Annotated in this window: 17 protein-coding genes, 1 riboswitch and 1 other annotated feature; of the genes, 4 read left to right on the forward strand and 13 right to left on the reverse strand. The window is 43.3% G+C overall.

Features of this window, described 5'->3' with window-relative positions:
- The first annotated feature begins 136 nt into the window (after window positions 1-136).
- Complete coding sequence (locus MWG26_RS12855) at window positions 137-1,147, forward strand: uroporphyrinogen decarboxylase family protein (RefSeq protein ID WP_025657167.1); 1,011 nt, start codon at window positions 137-139, stop codon at window positions 1,145-1,147.
- 75 nt (window positions 1,148-1,222) lie between these two features.
- Here MWG26_RS12855 and MWG26_RS12860 read toward each other — a convergent pair whose 3' ends face one another.
- The 5 genes from MWG26_RS12860 to MWG26_RS12885 all read right to left on the reverse strand — a co-directional run bounded on the left by MWG26_RS12860 (window position 1,223) and on the right by MWG26_RS12885 (window position 5,830).
- A complete protein-coding gene (locus MWG26_RS12860; protein WP_025657166.1) occupies window positions 1,223-2,302 on the reverse strand; it encodes a cobalt-precorrin 5A hydrolase in 1,080 nt (359 codons plus the stop codon).
- Window positions 2,303-2,320: 18 nt separating this feature from the next.
- Complete coding sequence (locus MWG26_RS12865) at window positions 2,321-2,692, reverse strand: ACT domain-containing protein (protein WP_025657165.1); 372 nt, start codon at window positions 2,690-2,692, stop codon at window positions 2,321-2,323.
- A gap of 171 nt (window positions 2,693-2,863) precedes the next feature.
- Window positions 2,864-4,066 carry a tyrosine-type recombinase/integrase gene (locus MWG26_RS12870; RefSeq protein WP_117441170.1) on the reverse strand — a complete coding sequence of 401 codons (1,203 nt, stop codon included), beginning with the start codon at window positions 4,064-4,066 and terminating at the stop codon, window positions 2,864-2,866.
- A 266-nt stretch (window positions 4,067-4,332) separates the two neighbouring features.
- Window positions 4,333-5,406 carry a replication initiation factor domain-containing protein gene (locus MWG26_RS12880; protein WP_181969599.1) on the reverse strand — a complete coding sequence of 358 codons (1,074 nt, stop codon included), beginning with the start codon at window positions 5,404-5,406 and terminating at the stop codon, window positions 4,333-4,335.
- Window positions 5,407-5,500: 94 nt separating this feature from the next.
- On the reverse strand, window positions 5,501-5,830 hold the full coding sequence (locus tag MWG26_RS12885; RefSeq protein WP_117441171.1) for a hypothetical protein: 330 nt from the start codon (window positions 5,828-5,830) through the stop codon (window positions 5,501-5,503).
- A 248-nt stretch (window positions 5,831-6,078) separates the two neighbouring features.
- Here MWG26_RS12885 and MWG26_RS12890 point away from each other — a divergent pair, with 248 nt between their 5' ends.
- Together MWG26_RS12890 and MWG26_RS12895 are read left to right on the forward strand one after the other, a co-directional pair.
- On the forward strand, window positions 6,079-6,762 hold the full coding sequence (locus MWG26_RS12890) for a helix-turn-helix domain-containing protein (RefSeq protein WP_117441172.1): 684 nt from the start codon (window positions 6,079-6,081) through the stop codon (window positions 6,760-6,762).
- Window positions 6,763-7,007: 245 nt separating this feature from the next.
- Window positions 7,008-8,309, forward strand: a complete 1,302-nt coding sequence (locus tag MWG26_RS12895; protein WP_207658948.1) for a hypothetical protein — start codon at window positions 7,008-7,010, stop codon at window positions 8,307-8,309.
- 270 nt (window positions 8,310-8,579) lie between these two features.
- Here MWG26_RS12895 and leuS read toward each other — a convergent pair whose 3' ends face one another.
- The 5 genes from leuS to MWG26_RS12920 all read right to left on the reverse strand — a co-directional run bounded on the left by leuS (window position 8,580) and on the right by MWG26_RS12920 (window position 15,422).
- Window positions 8,580-11,009 (reverse strand): leucine--tRNA ligase, encoded by a 2,430-nt coding sequence (leuS, locus tag MWG26_RS12900; RefSeq protein WP_117441173.1) that lies wholly within the window; start codon window positions 11,007-11,009, stop codon window positions 8,580-8,582.
- Between the two features lie 49 nt (window positions 11,010-11,058).
- Window positions 11,059-11,278: a binding site (T-box leader), on the reverse strand.
- Window positions 11,279-11,540: 262 nt separating this feature from the next.
- Window positions 11,541-12,956 (reverse strand): alanine/glycine:cation symporter family protein, encoded by a 1,416-nt coding sequence (locus tag MWG26_RS12905; protein ID WP_025657160.1) that lies wholly within the window; start codon window positions 12,954-12,956, stop codon window positions 11,541-11,543.
- Window positions 12,957-12,958: 2 nt separating this feature from the next.
- A riboswitch (glycine riboswitch) is annotated at window positions 12,959-13,053 on the reverse strand.
- Between the two features lie 471 nt (window positions 13,054-13,524).
- Entirely contained in the window at window positions 13,525-14,307 is a 783-nt protein-coding gene (locus tag MWG26_RS12910) for a ZIP family metal transporter (RefSeq protein ID WP_025657159.1), read from the reverse strand.
- A gap of 79 nt (window positions 14,308-14,386) precedes the next feature.
- A complete protein-coding gene (locus tag MWG26_RS12915) occupies window positions 14,387-14,818 on the reverse strand; it encodes a flavodoxin (protein ID WP_025657158.1) in 432 nt (143 codons plus the stop codon).
- A 4-nt stretch (window positions 14,819-14,822) separates the two neighbouring features.
- Window positions 14,823-15,422 carry a DUF3793 family protein gene (locus MWG26_RS12920; RefSeq protein ID WP_025657157.1) on the reverse strand — a complete coding sequence of 200 codons (600 nt, stop codon included), beginning with the start codon at window positions 15,420-15,422 and terminating at the stop codon, window positions 14,823-14,825.
- A 274-nt stretch (window positions 15,423-15,696) separates the two neighbouring features.
- On the opposite strand from MWG26_RS12920, the gene MWG26_RS12925 reads away from it, so the two are divergent.
- Window positions 15,697-16,119, forward strand: a complete 423-nt coding sequence (locus MWG26_RS12925) for a hypothetical protein (protein ID WP_025657156.1) — start codon at window positions 15,697-15,699, stop codon at window positions 16,117-16,119.
- A gap of 285 nt (window positions 16,120-16,404) precedes the next feature.
- Here MWG26_RS12925 and MWG26_RS12930 read toward each other — a convergent pair whose 3' ends face one another.
- From MWG26_RS12930 to trkA, 3 genes are all read right to left on the reverse strand, one after another.
- Window positions 16,405-18,105 carry a hypothetical protein gene (locus MWG26_RS12930; protein WP_025657155.1) on the reverse strand — a complete coding sequence of 567 codons (1,701 nt, stop codon included), beginning with the start codon at window positions 18,103-18,105 and terminating at the stop codon, window positions 16,405-16,407.
- 83 nt (window positions 18,106-18,188) lie between these two features.
- Window positions 18,189-19,634 (reverse strand): TrkH family potassium uptake protein, encoded by a 1,446-nt coding sequence (locus MWG26_RS12935; RefSeq protein WP_117441175.1) that lies wholly within the window; start codon window positions 19,632-19,634, stop codon window positions 18,189-18,191.
- 10 nt (window positions 19,635-19,644) lie between these two features.
- Window positions 19,645-21,003: a Trk system potassium transporter TrkA gene (gene trkA / locus MWG26_RS12940; RefSeq protein WP_025657154.1), complete on the reverse strand. Its 1,359-nt coding sequence runs from the start codon at window positions 21,001-21,003 to the stop codon at window positions 19,645-19,647.
- Window positions 21,004-21,234: the final 231 nt, after the last annotated feature.

The raw sequence follows: 21,234 nt of genomic DNA on the forward strand, positions 1-21,234 counted from the left end.
TATTGATATTTTTTTATAAATAAACTTAAAAAAAGCCAAAAAACAGAATATTTTTCATAAAAACCTCCCCGCAGTTCTTCTATACTTGAGTCATCAAATACAAATAAAAATGAAGAGAGCCTGGAGGTAATATTTTATGAAATTGAATATGAAACAGTGGATCGCAGATACAATCAATACACCGGTTAAAAAGGCAATGCCGGTATTATCATTCCCTGCCATCCAGTTAATGGACATAACGGTAAAGGATCTGATCTCCAGCAGTGATCTGCAGGCACGGGGTATGCAGCTGGTTGCAGAAAACACAGACGCCGCCGCTTCTGTCAGCCTGATGGACCTGTCTGTTGAGGCAGAGTGCTTTGGTTCAACAATCCGTGTCTCAGATGAAGAAGTGCCTACCGTAATAGGAAGTGTGGTCAGCTCAGAGGAAGAAGCAGACGCTCTGGAAATTCCCGAGATCGGAAGCGGGCGTACCGGACTCTATATAGAAGCAATTGAAAAGGCCTCAAAGTTAATAACAGACAGACCTGTGCTGGCAGGCGCTATCGGACCGTTTTCACTCGCCGGAAGACTGATGGATGTGTCCGAGGCAATGATTTACTGCTATGAGGAACCGGATATGGTACATACCGTTCTGGAAAAAGTCACGAGATTCATCATTAACTACTGTACAGAATACAAACGTGCAGGCGCTAACGGTATTGTTCTGGCTGAGCCTCTTGCCGGACTGCTCTCCCCAGCGCTTGCCGAAGAATTTTCAGCAGATTATGTAAAACAAATTGTTGATGCCGTTCAGGATGACGAATTCATCATTGTATACCATAACTGCGGAAACTGCACGATACAGCAGATCAACTCAATTATCGCAACCGGATGCCCGCTGCTTCATTTTGGCAATGCGATCAGCATGGCAGAAATGATGCCGCATATCCCTGCTCATATCGCTGCTGCCGGCAACGTAGATCCTGCTTCTCAGTTCAGAAACGGAACGGTGGAGTCCATCAAAAAAGAGACGAAAGCCGTTATGGAAGCATGCTGTAAGTATCCAAACTTTGTAATATCTTCAGGATGCGACATCCCTCCGCTTTCAAAATGGGAGAATATACATGCATTCTTCGAAGCTGTCAATGAATTTTATGTAAACTAAAGCGAAAGGAAGAAAACGGCTTAACCGGCCGCTTTCTTCCTTTTTGTTTCCCCCTTTTGCTTTTTCATTCCGGAATCAAAATCTTATCATTGTATTTTCTCTGACCACCGCATAAGTGATCCCGTTCAGCTTAATCTTCGGCTGTATCATGACGCCTTCGGGCGCATATTTTCTGGCAGCCCGCTCACAGACATTATCCACTCCGGTGATCTTTTCTACGAACTCAGAATGAGAACTGACGGCTTCGATTTCCTGCAGTTCGTCAGCTGAATACGTTGCGAAGGGAACCCGGCACTCTTGTGCAAGCTCCAGCAGTCCTGCCTCGTCCCTTTTCAGGTCAATGCTTGCAAGGGCCTGGATCTGGCAGAGGGATACGCCCAGCTCTTTTAGGAGGACTTCCAGCTTTTCCTTCAGCCTGGCCCCGGGGGTTCCTCTTCTGCATCCGACCCCTGCCACAAGATTCCTGGGCGGAAGAAACAGGATGTTTTTCCCCTCTTTTATCTCTGTCCCTGCATCTGCCACCGCAATCCCCAGCGGCAGCCTGCCCAGCTCTTCCAGGCAACGGCAGACACACAGTTCCTCCGGCATCCTGCCCTCCACCGGATAAGCACTGTAAAACCCGATCTTCTTTCCCTCCAGTACAGCTGCGGAAATCTCCTTTGCAAGCCTGCGGCTCCCGATGTGCAGATGGTTTTCTTTTGCAAATACATCCACAGCAAACTTATTCTGTACATCGGTTGCCGTTGTAACTACCGGTACTGCCCCCGTCTGCTCTGCGACCAGCATTGCCAGTCTGACAGCTCCGCCTACGTGGCCCGAAAGAAGCGGAATCACAAATCCGCCTTTTTCATCCATAGAGAGCACGGCCGAATCCCGGTACTTATCCGCCACCCATGGAGCAATATAGCGGATTGCAATTCCTGCCGCCCCGATGAACAGAAAGGAGCAGCTCCCCCATCGCACCCCAATCCATTGTTTTAGATCTTGATCCATCGGATTCATACCGAATCCTGCGGCAAAACGTTCCGTTGTATAACTTACGCACTCGTAACCTGCCTTTGCCAGCAGCGCATTCAATTTTCTGTTCAGCCTGCACCCTTCCTCCGTAAAACTGAATATGACAATCGGTTTCTCTTCTTTTCCTTTATTCTCCATATATATCTCCCCCGGGAACTACAAAAAACTGATCTGGTACCCGCTGTCCTTAAGTACGCCAAGCGCCTTTTGTAAATTCCTACTCTTAGTCAGTATATAGTCTGTATTGTACGTTGATACCGCAAATATTCCGATCTTATGCCCTGCCAGCAGGCCTGCGATCTTAGAAAGTATCCCGGTCAGGGAAAAGTCCAGGGTTCCCTGGATGCGGAAAGCACGCCAGCCATTGTCGCAGGCAGCCGCATTGGACGGGACATACTGTGAACTGCAGACCAGGGAATTCTCCTCATCCGTTTTTCCAATAAAACAAAATTCATCCTTCATATTCACCTCTGACAGATCTGTTACCCTGCACACAGAAAACTCCTGCCTCAGCACCTCTATTATCATATGGCATTCCCTCCTGCCTCTTCTTTGATAAAATGGCGCAGGTAATGCCTGCATTACCCGCGCCGAATCTTCCCAATTACTTTTGCACAATATTTATATCCACTTGAAAACATTGATTTTACGCCGTTTTTAGCTATCTATCTTCTGATTTACTCCATTTTTACTCCAAATTTAAGCCAATATTTTCAATTCGGCTACTTCTTCTTTTTTCTTTTCTTCTGAAACGTGCGTGTATAAATCAGTTGTCATCGCCAGCGTGGAATGACCTAAAAGTTTCTGTACTACTTGTTGGTCTACGCCATTTTCATAACACCTTGTAGCATATGTATGTCGCAGGGTATGACAGGTAAACACTTCAAATATCTTCGGCTCTCTCTTTTCTTCCTTTGCCAGTTCAATCTCTATCACATTGATTTTCGCTACATAGTCTTTGATTGCACTATTAACGTTGTAATAATAAACCGGCGAACCGTCCGAACAGGTAAATACCAAATTTTGAAATTCTTTATGCTGTTTCCATATCGAGCGTTTCCACATCTTCTGTTCTGTCTGCTTTATCTTCTGATTTTGTAAAATCTCATACACTTCATCTGTCATCGGAATTGCACGATTACTAGACATGGTTTTTGCAGTCGTGTAGAAAAACTTCGAACCCTCAACGGGACTGGAAGCCTTTGAATAATGGATTGTCTTATTGATTGTAATTTTTCTTCTTTCAAAGTCGCAATCTTCCCATTTCAGTCCAAGCACTTCTCCAATCCTACAACCTGTTGTCACGGCAAATTTTAGAACATTGATGTGTATGTAGGAAGAAGCAAATGTAAAAAATTTTTCCTGCTCTTCTCTTGTTAATACACGCCTTTCTTTTTTCACTTCTTTCGGCATTTCCACACCGATACAAGGATTTTTTCTGATGTATTCACTCAACACTGCCTTATCGAGCATATCGTTTAACATAAATCTGATATTTGATACAGTTCCATGTGCAAGACCATTGTCTAACAAATCATTCAAAAACTTCTGAACGTGATATGTTTTAATGTCCTGCAAATACATCTTCCCGATAGAGTTCTTCACTCTTGAATTGTAGTAACTGTGATTTTTATATATCGTAGTCATTTTAACTGTTTTCTTCTTATACAACTCCGTCCACGTTACATACCATGCATTTAAAGTGATACTTTCGCCATTGCCATTCAAACCATGTTCATCTTCATAAACCGCTTCTCGCAACTTCCGTTTCAACTCATTTAGTTTAAAATCATAAAGCGTTTTTCGTTTCCCTGTTTTGCTTGTAAATCTTGCAATATAGCGTCCGTCTGCTCTCTGTGAAATTCCCTTACCGAGTTCTTTGCCCTTTAAATCTTTACCCATACCAACTTTCCTTTCTTCTACTGAAAGAAATATGGTAAAGTAAATATTTCAATTTTCATTATATCGACACCTCATTTTCTTTTCAAGCCCTTTTGCATTGATATTCCAGCCATTCATCAAGTAATTTCTTATTTGCATACAACCGATTACCAATGCGTACTGTAAATCTATTTTTAGGATTGTTCAACAATTCTCTTGCCTTTGTTTTCCCAATCCCCATATACTCACAAAATTCATTTATATTTAGTAATGCTTTCTCGATACGATTACCCCCTTTCGTCTAATTTTCTTGCTTTTATGTAATCATCATACAACTGCTTTTGTGTGATATTCATTTCTCCATTTGCTATAAGATTAGCAATATAATCTCTCTGCTCTATCTTCCCAACTTCTGCAAACAATTTCAAAGACGGGGCAACATATTTTTCTAACCACTCCCATACCTTTTGCAGACTTTTCTTCTGTGGTTGCATAGTAAGTTTGACCTTGCCTATGTCTTTCATCAATTCCGTCCATGCTCGATAAGTGGGATAAAGCCTTTTTCTTGTTGTCATACAGTCTGTTGGCTTTTCTAAAAATCGTATTTTACTGTTCAATACTTCCATTGCCAGCCTTGCTACATCTTTATATCTCAATAATTCCTGTACTACACTAACTGCCATTTCCTGCCGAAATCTCAATTCATATCTATTCCAATTTTCGTCTAATTCTATTCCATATTTTTTACTCTGTTCATATCCCTTTTCATAAAACACCAATCTCAAATTACTGGCTGAACTACCGAGATAAAGACTGCCACCTTTACTCTGAAATACATCTTCTTTCAATTCTCCCGAATCATGAAAATCTATCTCCCGTAACTTTGAAGAAAGCAATCCCTCTTTTGTCCGTATAATCAAATCGGGAACACTCAAATACGGTTTTCTGTCGTCTATCGCCAAATCAATCCGAGGGAAATTGATATGATACTGACAAACTCTGTTAAAAAAATCAAACCAAGTTTCCTCATTGAGTTGTAAAAAATTCTCATAGTTGCGACAGCCTTTCCCACTCATTAAAATCTGAAATCCTTGATACTGTGCATTTCCTGTTGGTTTTAGTACCTTGATATTATCAAAGATTGCCACAACCTCATGTCCTGCAATTCCTTTTTCATAGCCTGTTACCGTCATAAGTTCCAACGGTATTCTCAGTACATCTTCTATAACTACTTCTAACGGAACTTCCTTAATGGTTACCTGACACCAATCTATCAAAGCACTTAATTCTTCTTTCTGTCGTATTACTCCCCTGTTAGTATAGGGGAGTTCTGGAAGAAAACTTCCACTTCTTTCTTCCAAATTTCACATACCTCCTATCTTCAATGGCGTTGTCATTGCCCCACCCTCAACCTGCCGTTTGGTACGACAGAACGAGGGCAGGAACTTTGACCACCTACATATTTTTATTTGAAACAGGACGGATACCCTTACAGGTAATCTTTTCCACTAATACAGGGAAGTTTCCTCTCTGCACATAAGGGGCATATACTGGTTCTTCCAGTTCTACCACCGCATAAGGCTCAATCTTCGGAAGTTCCGTTGCTTCCAAACGAATATCCACGCTGTTCCCAATTTTCATGCTTCCGAGATGAAGTTTTAAAGCTTCCACTTCCTCTGTTTTCTTCTTGCTGTCTTTGTCATAGTGGTAACAGTTGTCCGCACCCATAAAACGAAGTTCTCCAAATGCTTCTTTTACCTGTTCTTTTGTCAATGTAATCTGCATACTCGTTCCTTTCTCCCCGTTGAACCGATAGGTCAGTTTCTCATATTTTCATTTTCCTATTACGACGTCGTTTATGTTCAGTTATTTCTGAACTCATTTGTATATTAGCACAAGTATATTCATTTCGCAATAGAAAGTTTAGTTTTTTATGAACTTTTTGTTTTCTTTTTTCTGAACTTATGATATAGTGTCCTTAGACGATACGATATGAGAAGTTATAACACGATATGGAAAGAGAGGTTTTTCAGATGAATACAATCGCAGAACGGATTAAATTTGCCATGAAAGCAAAAAATAAAAAACAAGTGGATATAGTCAAAGATACTGGTATCAGCAAAGGAGCGTTCAGTTCCTATCTTTCGGGACAGTACAATCCAAAAGCCGATAAAATGGAACTGATTGCCGACTCTTTAGATGTGGACTTGAGATGGCTTTACGGACAAAATGTGCCTATGGAACATACAAGCCAAAATGACAATGCTCTGCAATATGTCTTTTACAACAACACCTGTTCCGAGTATCTTCTTGATAACTTAGATGATATATATATTGCCATGATGACACAATATGCCGCTCTTATTCCACGCTTTTACGTACTTGTCAATCGTGCTGGAAATGCAATGCACATACTTCCATTGTTTTTAAAAGACGATAGTTCCCAATTCTACGAATGTCCGTCTGATTTCTTCTATTCCGACAGGCATACTATTTTTACAAGAGATTTTGAAAGTATTCATATGGTATTAACAACCGCCACGATTTACTATTATGGAATTGATACGAAGATATATAAACCGAAAGTTACCAAACTTTCCTACTCACAAGCTGACGATTGCTTTTACATCGACACCGGAATACAAGACGCTCACATAAAAGCATTTGAAAAAGAACAAGTGAAAGAAGCACTTTACTTAAAATATAACGCCCAGTAACAGACAAGAGGACTTGCAAGGTTTCTGACCTTTCAAGTCCTCTGCTGTATCATGGTGCTGTTGGCTGTACCCGTTCCGTCAAGGACTGCCCTACGGCGTATCGGCTTCGCCTTGTTCCTTGACCTCACTTTTATTATATCAACTTTATCAAATAGTAATTGTTCTCATATATTTTCAATGTTACAATAAAATCAAAAACTTCAAAAAATAAATTACAACTATTATTTTTTCATGGAGGAAATAAAATGTATTCAGTCACACAACGAATTAGTAAAATAAAACAGCCTAGAGGTGGGTATATTAAACGAAAAGATTTTACATGTATTACCTTAGAAGATGGAATTGAACTAAATTCTCAAGAAAATATCCATCCAAGTTTAATTGGTCTTGTTATTGACTATATGACCAGATTCTGTATGGGAACACCTAAAGAAACTGCTTTTCATATATCTATACTCGGAGCTAAAATAGCTAAAAATGAATTTGTTGCTTATAAATTACTTTCCAAAATTAATGGATTAGATACTGAATCTATTATTAGCGCAAGCAAATTAGTGGGATATGACGTATGTTATCGAGCAGGAATGGCTCATTTTAAGCCAGTATCAGAAATCACCCCTGATACGAATACTATTGCAAACATTATAACAATGATAAAAAGAACTTTGTCTTTTTGGGAACAATATGGTCCAATCATTAAAGATGGTTTTACTTTTGAAGGTGGATACACATCTATCATATCAGCAGGTGATGGAGATTATTTAACCAAAGATACTTTATGGGATTTAAAAGTATTAAAAGAAGAAATCAAACCCAAATACACCTTACAATTACTTATATATTTAATTATGGGACAACATTCTGTACATAAAGAATTTAAAAATATAACACAGTTAGGTATTTATAATCCACGCTTAAATAAAGTATATATCATCAAACTAGATGCTATACCTCAATCTATAATAGATACCGTATCACGAGATGTTATAGGTTATGGAATATCAAGTGAAGAATTAAAAGAATTACATACAGCACAGTTGGATGAACTTAAAAAGAATTTCTATAAAACTCCTATTCAAAAAAGTTCTCCAAATGCAAATGATTCTGATGACTATTTAGATAAAAAAGTTTATGGATATTCAAGCAAAAAAAAATATATGTCCGTAGCATTTCCTCCTAAAATAATTGATGAATCAATATATGAAAAAGAACCTATTTTTTGGAGTGGCAATGCTCTTCCTTCCATTATCACCCAAAAGAATCTTTCATATATAGTAAGATTTAAAGCTTGTTTCAACCTAAAAAAAGGAAAAGAACCTTTTGTTATGAATAAAACAAGTTTTCTTTACCCTTTTAACAAAGCTTTAACTACATCTGACATTTACGATTCTAAGTCTAAGAAATATTACTCACAATATTTAGACAAGAATGGTAACATAGTAAAATCAAAACCAACCCTAATATTAACCAGTGATGATTTCAAATTATTTCAAGAGTTATATATTGTAAAGGATTTAGAAATCCTAGATGGATGTTACTTTTTATAACTATAATGCAAAGTATCCTTATTTTTTATCAATTGTATCAAATAGACGCAGGAAGTATTTCCACTACCTGCGTCCATTTTGACTTGAAATATTTACTCCATTTTCTTTCAATCTTTACTCCAAATTTACTCCATTTTAAAAATCTGTTACGATATTTTACGGTATTCTATAATACCTTTTCTTTAAAGAAAAATGTCTGTAAACCTTGATTTCAAGCAAACTTTTCAATATTTCCAAGCACTTTATTCTGTTGTGAGAATTTCTTCTCAATTATTTCTGCACAATATTTATAATCCTTCCGGGCACGTAGATTTCTTTTACAATCGTCCCCGTCAGTTTATCCGCAACCGCTTCTTTCCCGGCTGCTATGGCCGTATCTTTGTCTGCATCCGCCGCAATTGTTACAACGGCTCTTGTCTTTCCGTTGATCTGAACGGCAACTTCGATCTCATCGTCCTTCATCTTGGACTCATCGTATGACGGCCATCCTGCTTTGAATACCGTATCCGTATGCCCCAGCTGTTCCCACATCTCCTCCGCAAAATGCGGTGCAAACGGCGCGAGAAGTACTGCAATGTTTTCCAGTGTCTCCTGATCAATTCCGCCCTCTTTCTTAGCGATCTCGATCAACTTGTTATTATGCTCCATAAAGCCGGAGATTACCGTATTCAGGCTGAATGACTCCAGACGGGTCGTGATGTCATAGACCAGCCTGTTGCGCTGCTTGATCATTTCCTTCGTTGCTTTTATATCCTTGCCGCAGCTGTCCATGAGCAGATTCCAGAGGCGCTTCAGGAAACGGTTGACGCCGTCGATTCCGCGGTCATCCCACTCCGCGTCCAGTTCCGGAGGGCCTACGAAGAGCTCATACATTCTCAGAGAATCACATCCATAATCTCTTACCAGGTCATCCGGTGAGACTACATTTCCCTTGGACTTGCTCATCTTAACACCGTTCTTTCCAGTGATCATACCCTGGTTGAATAGTTTCTGGAACGGCTCATCAAAATCAATGGCCCCTATATCGCACAGGAACTTTGTATAGAAGCGGGAATACAGCAAATGCAGTACCGCATGCTCAACGCCGCCGATATACATGTCTACGGGGAGCATCTCATCCGCTTTTTCTCTGGATACCAGTTCGTTCTGATTATGGCTGTCTACATAGCGCAGGAAATACCAGGAGGATCCTGCCCACTGCGGCATCGTATTGGTTTCACGCTTTGCAGGCTTTCCGCAGACCGGACAGGTACAGTTTACCCAGTCTTCGATTCCGGCAAGCGGTGACTCGCCTGTTCCTGTCGGCTCATAGGATTCTACATCCGGCAGGCGAAGCGGAAGCTCTTCTTCCGGAACCGGAACGGCTCCGCAGTCCGGACAGTGGATAATCGGAATTGGCTCTCCCCAGTAACGCTGGCGGGAGAATACCCAGTCGCGCAGCTTGTAGTTTACCGTTGCATGGCCGATTCCCCTTTTTTCAATCATATGCGGCGCCTCTTTTTTAAGCACAGCAGATTCCATGCCGTTCCACTCGCCAGAATTGATCATAGTGCCGGCAGCATCCGTGTAGGCCTCTGTCATGTGTTCAATCTCTACGCCGTCTTTTGCAATAACCTGCACGATCGGAAGATCAAATTTCTTTGCAAACTCAAAGTCACGGTCATCATGCGCCGGTACACACATAATGGCTCCTGTTCCATAATCTGCAAGTACATAGTCAGACAGCCAGATCGGTGTCTTTTCTCCGTTCAGAGGATTGATGGCATAACTCCCTGTAAATACCCCCGTCTTTTCCTTATCCTGCAGACGATCTACATTGGACTTCATAGACGCATCGTAAATATACTTTTCTACCGCCTCTTTTGTCTCCGGTACGGCCAGCGATGCCGCCAGTTCATGCTCCGGAGCCAGCACCATGAAGGTGGCTCCATATAAAGTATCTGGTCTAGTCGTGTAGACCGTGATCTTCTCCTCTCTTCCGTCAACCGGAAAATCCACTTCCGCCCCGTAGGATTTACCGATCCAGTCGGACTGCATCTTCTTCACCTTCTCCGGCCAGTCCAGCTTGTCCAGGTCGTTCAGGAGGCGTTCCGCATAAGCAGTAATTTTCAGCATCCACTGGCGCAGATTTTTCTTGGTCACATCCGTACCGCAGCGCTCGCATTTTCCATTCACAACTTCCTCATTTGCCAGGCCGGTCTTACAGGAGGGACACCAGTTAATCGGGAATTCCTTCTCATATGCAAGACCTTCTTTAAACATCTTTACAAAGATCCACTGGGTCCATTTATAGAACTCCGGATCTGTTGTATTCACTTCCATATCCCAGTCATAGAGCGCAGCGATCTCATCGATCTGGCGTTTGATGTTAGCCACATTCTCAGCTGTGGATTTTGCCGGATGAACGCCCATCTTGATGGCATAGTTTTCCGCCGGAAGGCCGAAGGCATCCCATCCCATCGGATGCACAATATAATGGCCCTGCAGCAGTTTATAGCGGCTCCAGACATCGGAGATCACATAACCTCTCCAATGGCCTACATGAAGACCGTTTCCCGAAGGGTACGGGAACATATCCAGGCAGTAATACTTCTGCTTCTTATTTCCGTCATCGTCTACCTTGGGATTCACCGGGTTCTCCGCCCACTTCTCCCTCCACTTCTTCTCAATTGCTTTGTGATTGTACACAATCTTAGACATTACAATATCCTCCTACATTCAACACTTTATAAAAAGCCTTTTCATCTCATTAAGAGACGAAAAGGCTTTGACTTCCGTGGTACCACTCTCATTCACCCGGCAGCTCCCGGATGCACTCATTTCTTCTGTAACGGGAAGTCCCGCTTTTATCTACTGCTGTTTCAATAAAAGAACTCCGAGGCGAGTTGGGAGTTTACGCTTCTGCCTCACACCTTCCGGCAGCTCTCTGAAAACGATAGGCTCTTAGTACTCCTCATCCCAGTTTCTGCAATATTCTTATTTATTATAGGAAGAATGTTAAAATAAGTCAAGTAGTTTTCTCCCTGATTTCATAATTTGTTGCACCTGCGAATACTTTTCACGCCCGTTCACCATCTAAAACGGAGATGGCGTCTGCCTTTTCCGGTTATAGCGGTCGGCCGCGCCCCCCGCCCATAGGGAAACAAAAACCTGAGGTACCAGTGTCGCGATCGTTGCAGCCGTAATCCATGCCCCGGAAGACGTTTTCAGTGTTGATGTAGGTATTAAAATCTATTTCATCCCCATTTGTTTCAGCCTGGAAAAGTAATCCCTGCTCTCCGCGGCAACTACTCCGCTCAGTGAAATCAGAGCTACGAGGTTCGGAAGCGCCATCAATGCGTTAAAAATATCTGCAATATTCCAGACAGCCTCTACCGTCATATAAGGTCCGATAAAGATCGCAAGGATATACAGCCACCTGTAAGTTTTCACCGCCTTCATATTTCTGTTGGACAAATATTCCAGGCAGCGTTCTCCATAATAGTTCCACCCCAGTATCGTAGTGAAAGCAAAAAACACAAGGCACAGCATCAGGGCAAAGGATGCCACAGCCGGCGGAAACGGCAGTCCCTGCTGGAAAGCAGCTGTCGTAATCTCCACCCCTTCCAGGCCCGTATTCCACGTCCCCGCAATCACAATAGATAATCCGGTCATGGTACAGATTACGATCGTATCAATAAAAGTACCTGTCATAGACACCAAGCCCTGGCGCGCAGGCTCTTTTGTCTGAGCAGCTGCGGCAGCGATCGGGGCGCTTCCCAGACCAGCCTCATTCGAAAAGATCCCCCTTGCAATCCCTTTCTGCATGGCAATCACCATTGTTCCCATCACACCGCCGGCAAGCGCGCTGCCGGAAAATGCGGATTTGACAATCAGTGCAATCGCGCCCGGGATTGCCGGTATATGAGTCAGCAGGATGATCAGCGCCAACAGTACATAGAGAACCGCCATGAACGGCACAACAATCTCCGATACCTTTGCAATACGTTTAATTCCTCCAATCACAACCAGCCCCACACAGAAGGTCAGGATAATTCCCGTAATCACGGTTGCCCATGAGTATGTACCGCCGAACAAATTAACCGTGTTGGCGAGATCCGGATCAAAGAAATTCTTCACGGCAGAGGCGATCCCGTTAACCTGCGTAAATGTACCAATTCCGAACAGGCCGACACCTGCTCCAAAAAAGGCGAAAATCTTTGCAAGCCACCGCCAGTTCTTCCCCATTCCATTTTCTATGTAATAGAAAGGACCGCCCAACACATGTCCTTCTTCATCAATTGTACGGTACTTAATAGAGAGAAGCCCCTCTGCATATTTCGTCGCCATACCAAAAAAAGCAGCAACAATCATCCAGAATAAAGCCCCCGGCCCGCCAGCGGCAATCGCCGTAGCTACACCGACAATATTCCCTGTCCCGATTGTAGCAGAAAGCGCAGTACAAAGCGCTCCAAAACTCGTTACTTCCCCACGTCCATCTTCTTCATTTTTCACCATGAATTTCAGCGCCTTGCCCAGATGCCTGATCTGAAGGCCCTTCAAACGAACTGATAAATAGATTCCTGTCACCAGGATAAGAATGATCAATGGAAGCCCCCACACGGCATCATCGACCCACTTGATAAAACTGTTGATCTGACTAAACATAATATTACTCCTCCATCCTTTTGCCTGAGAGATTTACAGCACACGCTGCGTACACCTTCGGCGCTCTTAAAATAAGAGACTCTCCTGAGTTGTCGTGTCTTAACACGCAATTTAAAGCATATCACCAAATCCTCACCATTTCAAGTACTTTTTGGGGAATCAGCGTGCATCATCTGTCACTCGATCCACCTACTCCGTCTGGCCCCCCATCCGGGATAGGGACGCCTTCAGCTTTGATGTTCCAGCTCTTGAGAACCGGGGTGTCCGGAGGTCTTTTTGCGCAGGCTTATACTGATTCTGGAAACCTTTAATGCCGATTAATTCTAACTGCGAAAAAGCCGCATCTTATGGGGAAAAACTGATCTCCGAATCAGTTTTCCAGAGCGTATTCCCTTAGAAAGCATCGGCTTTCTAAGGGAATACGCTCGGTACCATAAGATGCGGCTTTTTCGCAGTTAGCAATTAACGGCTAAGCGGCCGGTTTCCAGAATCAGCATAAGCCTGCTCAAAAAGACCTCCGGACACTCCGGTTCCAAAGAGCGTCCCCATACCAGCCACCACAATCTCCCTACCCCAAAGCCACATCTAATATCATCATAAGGGTAAATCCGATTGCCACCCCCACTGTGCTGATGTTTGTATGCGGTTCTGCCTGTGCTTCCGGTATCAGTTCTTCTACGACAACATAAATCATCGCTCCCGCCGCGAATGCGAGCAGATACGGGAGAATTGGCACGACAAGACCTGTCAGAAGGATTGTTATGACCGCCGCAATCGGTTCCACTACACCCGACAAAGTGCCGTAAAGGAAGGAACGGCCTTTTGATACTCCTTCACTCCGCAGCGGCATGGATATAATGGCGCCCTCCGGGAAGTTCTGGATTGCGATACCGACTGACAGGGCAAATGCACCGGCAAGCGATATGGTTGTATTCCCGGATACTGCACCGGCAAACGTTACTCCTACGGCCATTCCCTCCGGTATGTTGTGCAGCGTTACCGCAAGAACGAGCATGGTTGACTTTTTCAGGCTGGATTTCACTCCCTCCGGCTCGTCTCCATTGAGATGCATATGCGGCGTCACGGTATCCAGAAGGAGCAAAAATCCCATCCCAAGCAAAAAGCCTGCCGCAGCAGGCAGCCAGGGCCGTGAGCCGTTCTCCTCCGCCATCTCTATGGCCGGGATCAACAGGGACCACACAGAAGCGGCTATCATAACACCCGAGGCAAAGCCTAGCAGCGCCTTCTGTAGTTTTTCATTCATTTCCTTACGCATAAAGAATACCATGGCTGAGCCAAGGGTGGTTCCTGCAAAAGGAATCAGTATTCCAAGCAGCATGTTCTGATTCATGTTCTTTCCCCCATTCATCTTATAGTTTCATACGTATGAAACTATCTTATGCATGGAGTAGACGATTTGTCAATGAAATCTATGTAAGTTCTGCAAGTTCTCTTCCTGCTTTCTCGCAAGCTTCTATTGCTTCTCCATCCGGTGCCTCATTGGCAATGATGCCTTCCGCACGCACCAGCTCAGCTCCGGCTGCCTTCATTCTTTCTGCCCAGTTCCGCATCCATTCGCCGTCGCCCCATCCATAGGAGCCAAATAATAAAATATGCTTACCGGATACAAGTGTTTCCAGTGACTCCACAAACGGCTCCATCTCGTTCTCCTCCAATTCTTCTGCCCCCATCGACGGGCAGCCCAGCGCAAATGCATGCTCAGACGCTATTTCAACCGCATCTGCCGCACTTGCCTCGATCAGCCTTGCGTTCTTTCCCGCCGCTTCTATTCCTCTGGCAACCGCCTCTGCCATTGCCTGTGTATTGCCGGTTCCGCTCCAGTAGACAACTGATACATTCATGGTTTTAATCCTCCTTATTACACGCGATATCTTTTATGCTCTTTCCTGTTAAAAATTCGTTGACCGCACATACTTTTGCCTGGTCATATTCCTTGAAAATCATTTTCGCGGCCATCGGATTGCTGTAAACCTTCCAATAGCCTAGGAACAGATATTCTCTTCCTGCATTGCGGATAAACCCCTGTACGTCCTCCACGGGATATCCAAAAAAGATTCCGATCTCATGCGGATATCCGATCTCCTCCCTTGAAAATAAAGCCGTGCGGCAGGACAGCCTTTCCAACATCTCGTCCAGCCCCATTTCAATGTAACCGAATTCCCGGATAAAGCTTCTGATCCCGACCCGGTTCAGATACTCGGATAACTCTTTTTCACGGTAAAATAAAACCAGGCATCTCCCCTCTGCTGCCGACAGCCTGCGGTAAGATATTCCTGACCCGCCCAAGATATTATACAGCTCATTATACATAGAGTCCTCCATTGTAATTCCGCAGGACACCTTTTTCCCCTTTAGAAACGGTGCACACTGAAGTACAATCTGAAACCGCAGCTTTAAACGTATATCCTCATGTTTTAGAAAATAAGACAGCACTTCTGCAGGCATAGCACCCTCCCTTCAAATGATTATGATTCTCAATTAAATGAATTTTACCACACTTCCGTCAGCTATTCAATCCCACTATATGATAACTATTCTCATTTACCTCAAAGCAATTCTGTACTTTTTCCTTCCCCTGTTTTATATGGTGAACCCTTTCGATAAAGTTGGAATTTATCCTTTTTTTAGTTGTTACCACCCGTACTTTAGTGTATAATGAATTAAAGACATTTGAGCATTGAGAGGTCTCAAAAAAACATACATAAAGGAGAGATTCGCCATGGTAAATTTAATAACAGGCCCGAAAGGCAGCGGCAAAACTAAGCAGATGATCGAACTTGCAAACGAGAAGGTGAAAACTTCCAATGGAAACGTAGTATTAATTAAAAAGAGCCATCGTGATACATACATCGTGGACTTTCAGGTTCGCGCAATCTGTATGGCAGATTACAGAGATATTCAAACGCTGGATGAATTTATCGGATTTATATACGGCATGGTAGCCGGTAACCACGACATTGAAACCATTTTCATTGACGGAGTATTAAAACAGGCAGATATTTCCATTGACAACCTGTCAAAATTCCTCGAAAAACTGAACAAAATTTCAAAAGAAAACAATATTGAATTTATTATCAGTGTCAGCGCTGAGAGAAAAGATATACCAAACATTGATTCACCGGATTATGCCGTTCTGAATTAATGAGACCAAAAAGGGTGTATCTGCGGATCTCGACCTGCCTGGTACACCCTTTTATTTTAACCTGTTTTCTCATTTCCATCCTAAGAAAATTATGCCCTGTTTTCCTCACATCCGGGCAGTCACATTTTTTCAAGAATCCCAATCGATCGAATCGAATATTTGATAACTGAATTCTGTGCATAGATCTTTATTTTAACGGGCTGATTCGGTAAAACGCGCTGTTTAAAAAAACAGCGGATATGACTACGTCCATCATATCCGCTGCTTACTCTTAGTGAAGCGCTTTTATTCCTGTACTGTGCCTTCCTCAGCCTGCGCTGTATCGTCCTGCTGCCCGTTGTCTGCATTTTCCCCGTCGGAAGACGGTGCTGTCTTCTGCAGTTCTTCTCCGTTGAAAGAAAGAACTGTATTGGTCGTATCACCCTCTTTATACTCCACAGTTACTTCCTGCCCTACTTCATATTTTATAATATCTATGAAGTCCACTACTGACACATCAAAGATCTCATCTGAGCCTTCCAGCATTACGTAGTAGTGAGAATTACCGTCAATAACTCCCTGCGCTATTTTTGTAATCTTCGCAGTAATTGTCTCAATCTCACGGGTATCTTTTTCAACCTCTTTGATTCCGTTTTCATACATCAGGTTCGTATAAGCAGCCTCGCACGAGCTTACCGTATCTCCGATTGCCACAATCTGATATTTCTGTACGTTCACCATCGCATATTTTTTAACCAGCCCCGCATCATCTTTAAGGGCGATAAAATAAGTCGGTTCTCCGGAAATATTCAAAAGCAGCGGGAAGGTTGCCTTATACTTCAGGTTCTGTACCTGTCCTTCCGCCGAGGACATTGCAGAGTCTTCTGTTGCTCCCTCAATGCCATAAAACTTTGTCTCCATTGTCCGCTGGTTCATCAGAACAAATCCTACATTGGACTGGTCACCGCTGACAGAAGTCACGCCGGTGTATACCCACACGTCATCGTCAATTGCAAGGTAATTGTAACCGGTTGTTGTCTTCAGACAGTCCTTTTGTCCCAGGATGCTGTTAAAATAGCCATGCTTTAATGATCCGTAATAGTCATACAGTTCCACAAGCAGATCAGCCGAGTAAGCCCTGTCTATCCATTCCGGCGCATCTTCTATCTTATAGTCCTTTGTCTCTCCCGTAATGGCATTGCACAACACTACGCGGCCTATGGTGGTTCCACCGAAAAGGCCGATGTTAAACTTCTTCACCGGGCAGATCCAGTATGGAACTCCGTCATCGTCAATTTCAAAACTGAGGTCATTAAAAATATACGTCGGATACTTAAATCTAAGATGGCGGTAAATATTTCTGTTAAAGTGGTCGCTTGTCGTATACTTCATGCCCTCTTTCAGCTTCACAAGTTCCGTATTCTGCGTTGCCATATCAATTTTTATATATGCCGGTATCCCTTCCTTCTGGTTTGTAAGCCATTTGATCACGCTCGCATAACGCAGCGGTGAAACTCTGACCGGCTGATCCTGGTAATTAATCTGGCTGTACAGATCATCCACCTCGAACTGAGATACCATGTCCACCATGCTGCCCATTTTACGGTTACCGAGGATTGCAGCAGAATCCCTGTCCAGAAGCGGAATCTGGTCAAAAGACAATTCCTCGATATCTTTCGTGAACTCACCGTCTTTTACATCCAGAAGTTTCTGATACTTCTTCGCATTTACAATTGGTGAAGATAGCAATGTGCCAATCAAATAAGCTGCTACCACTACCACCAGGATTCCCAAAATAACTTTTACGCCTTTCGAGTTTTTCAGTTCATACCGGTTAAGCTTCTTCCTTCTGATGTAAATCAAGGCAGCAATAATAATAATCACTATAAAAAACATCCAGAAATCTGAGGAGTGGATATTGATTGCCGGCAGCGTTACATAATAATAAATCGCAGCAAGCAATATGATTCCTATCACAGCCAACAGTTTTACTTTCCCTTTTTTCATACATTACCCTTTCTGTCTTTCTTCCTTAAGTCTTTAAGTACTCTCCGGCATGTTGCCAAAGTTCTGTCAGTTTCCGAGATTTATTAGAACCTCCTTCTCCACAGATCCGGAGAAAGAAGCAGAAGATACGGGAATATCTCCAATCTTCCTATCAGCATATCCAGGCAGAACACAATTTTGGACAGAGGTGAAAAGCCAGAAAAGTTTTCAATCGGCCCCACCTGAGCCAGCCCAGGCCCCACATTATTCAGTGTTGTCAATACAGAACTGAATGTTGTCGTAAAATCGTAGTTATTGATGGAAACCAGCAATACAGATAACATCATTATCAGGATATAACAAATAAAGTAAATATATACACCGTGCATGGTATCTCTTCCCACTTTTTTTCCGTTTATCTGCACAATCGTAACGGACTTGGGATGCAGCATTCTTCTGATCTCCTGCTTTACGCTCTTCATTAATATCAGAAAACGAGATACCTTTATCCCCCCTCCTGTAGAACCTGCACAGGCTCCGATCACCATCAGTCCCAGCAGGATTACCTTCGACAATTCGGGCCACTGGTCAAAATTGGCCGTACAGAATCCCGTCGTCGTAATGATCGCCCCTACCTGGAAGGAGGCATATCGAAATGCATGCAAAATATTGCCGTACATCCCCATGATATTCAGCGTAATAACCGCCATGGAGGCAAGAATTATGCCCAGATATCCACGGAGTTCTTCATTTTTCAGCGCGGCCTTCCAATTTTTCAGACGCAGCAGGAAATAGATATTGAAGTTCACTCCAAACAGAATCATAAATACCGTGATCACTCCGTCAATATATGCACTGTCGTAATAGGCAATACTTGCATTTCTATTTGAAAATCCGCCCGTTCCAGCCGTACTGAATGAATGGATCAGCGCATCATAAAAGCTCATGCCGCCAAAAAGCAGAAAAACTACTTCCGCTGCGGTCAGCACAAAGTACATGGAGTACAAAATCTTAGCCGTGCTTCTCGCCTTTGGCACAAGCTTGTCAGCCTCCGGCCCCGGCACTTCCGCACGCATCAGATGCATAGAACTCTCATCATCCAGAGAAGTCAGCATCATAACGAAAACCAGCACTCCCATTCCGCCAATCCAGTGCGTCAGGCTCCGCCAAAAAGCCATTCCCATCGGCAGGGCCTCAATATTTGTCAATATGGTTGACCCTGTTGTAGTAAAACCGGACACGGTTTCAAAAAATGCGTCCAGATAATTCGGTATGCACCCTGATATGAAAAACGGCAACGCGCCGAATAATGACCATAATATCCAGGCGGAACCCACGATAACAAGTCCTTCTTTGCCGTAAATCAGCTTGTTGCCCGGTTTTTTCCGTCCAAATATCAGGAATATGATGAGAAGTACTGCACTTACCATCAAAAATGATAATCCGCTTTTTTCTCCATATAAAAAAGCAACCGCTGCCGGAAGCAGGAGAAGCGCACCTTCCACCCCCAGCATCTTACCTATTATGAAAGTTGTCATTCTATAATTCATCGATCTGCACCTACAGCAAAATATCCTGGATATCCTGGATATGTTTTTCCATTGTAATGATAATAACGCTGTCTCCTACCTGAATGCAGTCATCACCGTTAGGTATAATAATTTTGCGCTTTCTCGCAATGCATGCAATCAGATTGTTCACCTTCAGTGACAGATCCTTTAATGGAATGCCCGTATAGTTTGTCTGAGATTTCACTATAAATTCGAGAGCCTCCACTTTTCCGTCGACCAATTGGTACATCGTTTCCACATTCGCGCTTCCCTGAGAGTTCCTGCGGGCACGCACGTAACTGAGAATTGCATCCGCCGTAGCAGCCTTGGCTGACACGATACTGTCGATGCCAAATTCCTGTATCATTCTGGCTCTTCTGTCTTCATTTACCTTGACAATAATCTTGGAAACACCCTGGCTCTTTGCAAAGAGTGACATAATGATATTTTCTTCATCCATCCCCGTCAGGGCGATCAGTGCATCCGCATCCTGTATCCCCTCTTCGATCAGAAGATCATGGTCGGTAGCGTCCCCGTTTATGACCGTCGCCTTGGGAAGAAGTTCACACAGGTTTTCACATTTCTTTTCGTCTATTTCAATGATCTTAACCTGCATCCCAATCTTGCAGAGCTGTGTGGAAAGGTAGTAGCTGACGCGCCCACCGCCACAGATAATTACCTTTTTAATCTTTTCTTTTCTCTGACCCAGCAGTTTGAAGAACAGCTCAATCTCCATGTGAGAAGCAGCTATATGCAGCCTGTCCCCGGCTCGCAGCACATAATCACCATCCGGAATAAAGACTTCCTCCCCCCGCTCTACCGCGCAGACAAGAAGCTTAATCTGAAATCTATTATACATATCCGCCAGTGACAGCCCAATCAGGCAGCTCTTTTCCAACAGAGGAAGTTCAATCAGTTCTACTCTTCCCTTGACAAATGTATCAACCTTACTTGCATCCGGGAATAATAAGAGCCGGACAATCTCCCCTGCCACAGCCAGCTCCGGGTTTACCGCCATACTCAGATGTAAGTCTTCTTTTAATATATCAATCTGCTGATAATATATTGGATTACGCACCCTCGCTATTGTGTGCCTTGCCCCCAATCGTCTTGCAATCAGACAGCTCAGCATATTACATTCATCTGTGGAAGTACACGCAATCACAAGATCTGCATGCGGAACATCTGCTTCCTTCTGAACTGCCACACTTCCACCGTCTCCGGTAACGCAAAAAATATCCAGCCTGTCAATCGCGGCACGCAGCTTTTTCTCATTGCTGTCAATCATAATAACGTCATAATTTTCCGCGGAGAGTTGTTTTGCCAGCTTATAGCCAACTTTTCCATCCCCAATAATGACTATCTTCATTCGTCTGCCCTCAACTTCATTACTTATTATATTTTGGTCATTTTTCTATAATGGCAGAGCAATTATAGCACTTTTAACTGCAAACTACAATCGTTTTCCAGATTTCTTAACAAATTTCAAATTACCGGGTGCGCAAGGGGGGATTTAGGCGGGTATGGGGACGCTTTGGGGAATTGGAATATGCCTCTCTCGGGTGCGGTATCAGGGCATAAATGCCGCTAATCAAAACCG

The organism is Faecalicatena contorta, from assembly GCF_022835095.1.
In the GTDB taxonomy this organism is placed as follows: Bacteria; Bacillota; Clostridia; order Lachnospirales; family Lachnospiraceae; genus Faecalicatena; species Faecalicatena contorta.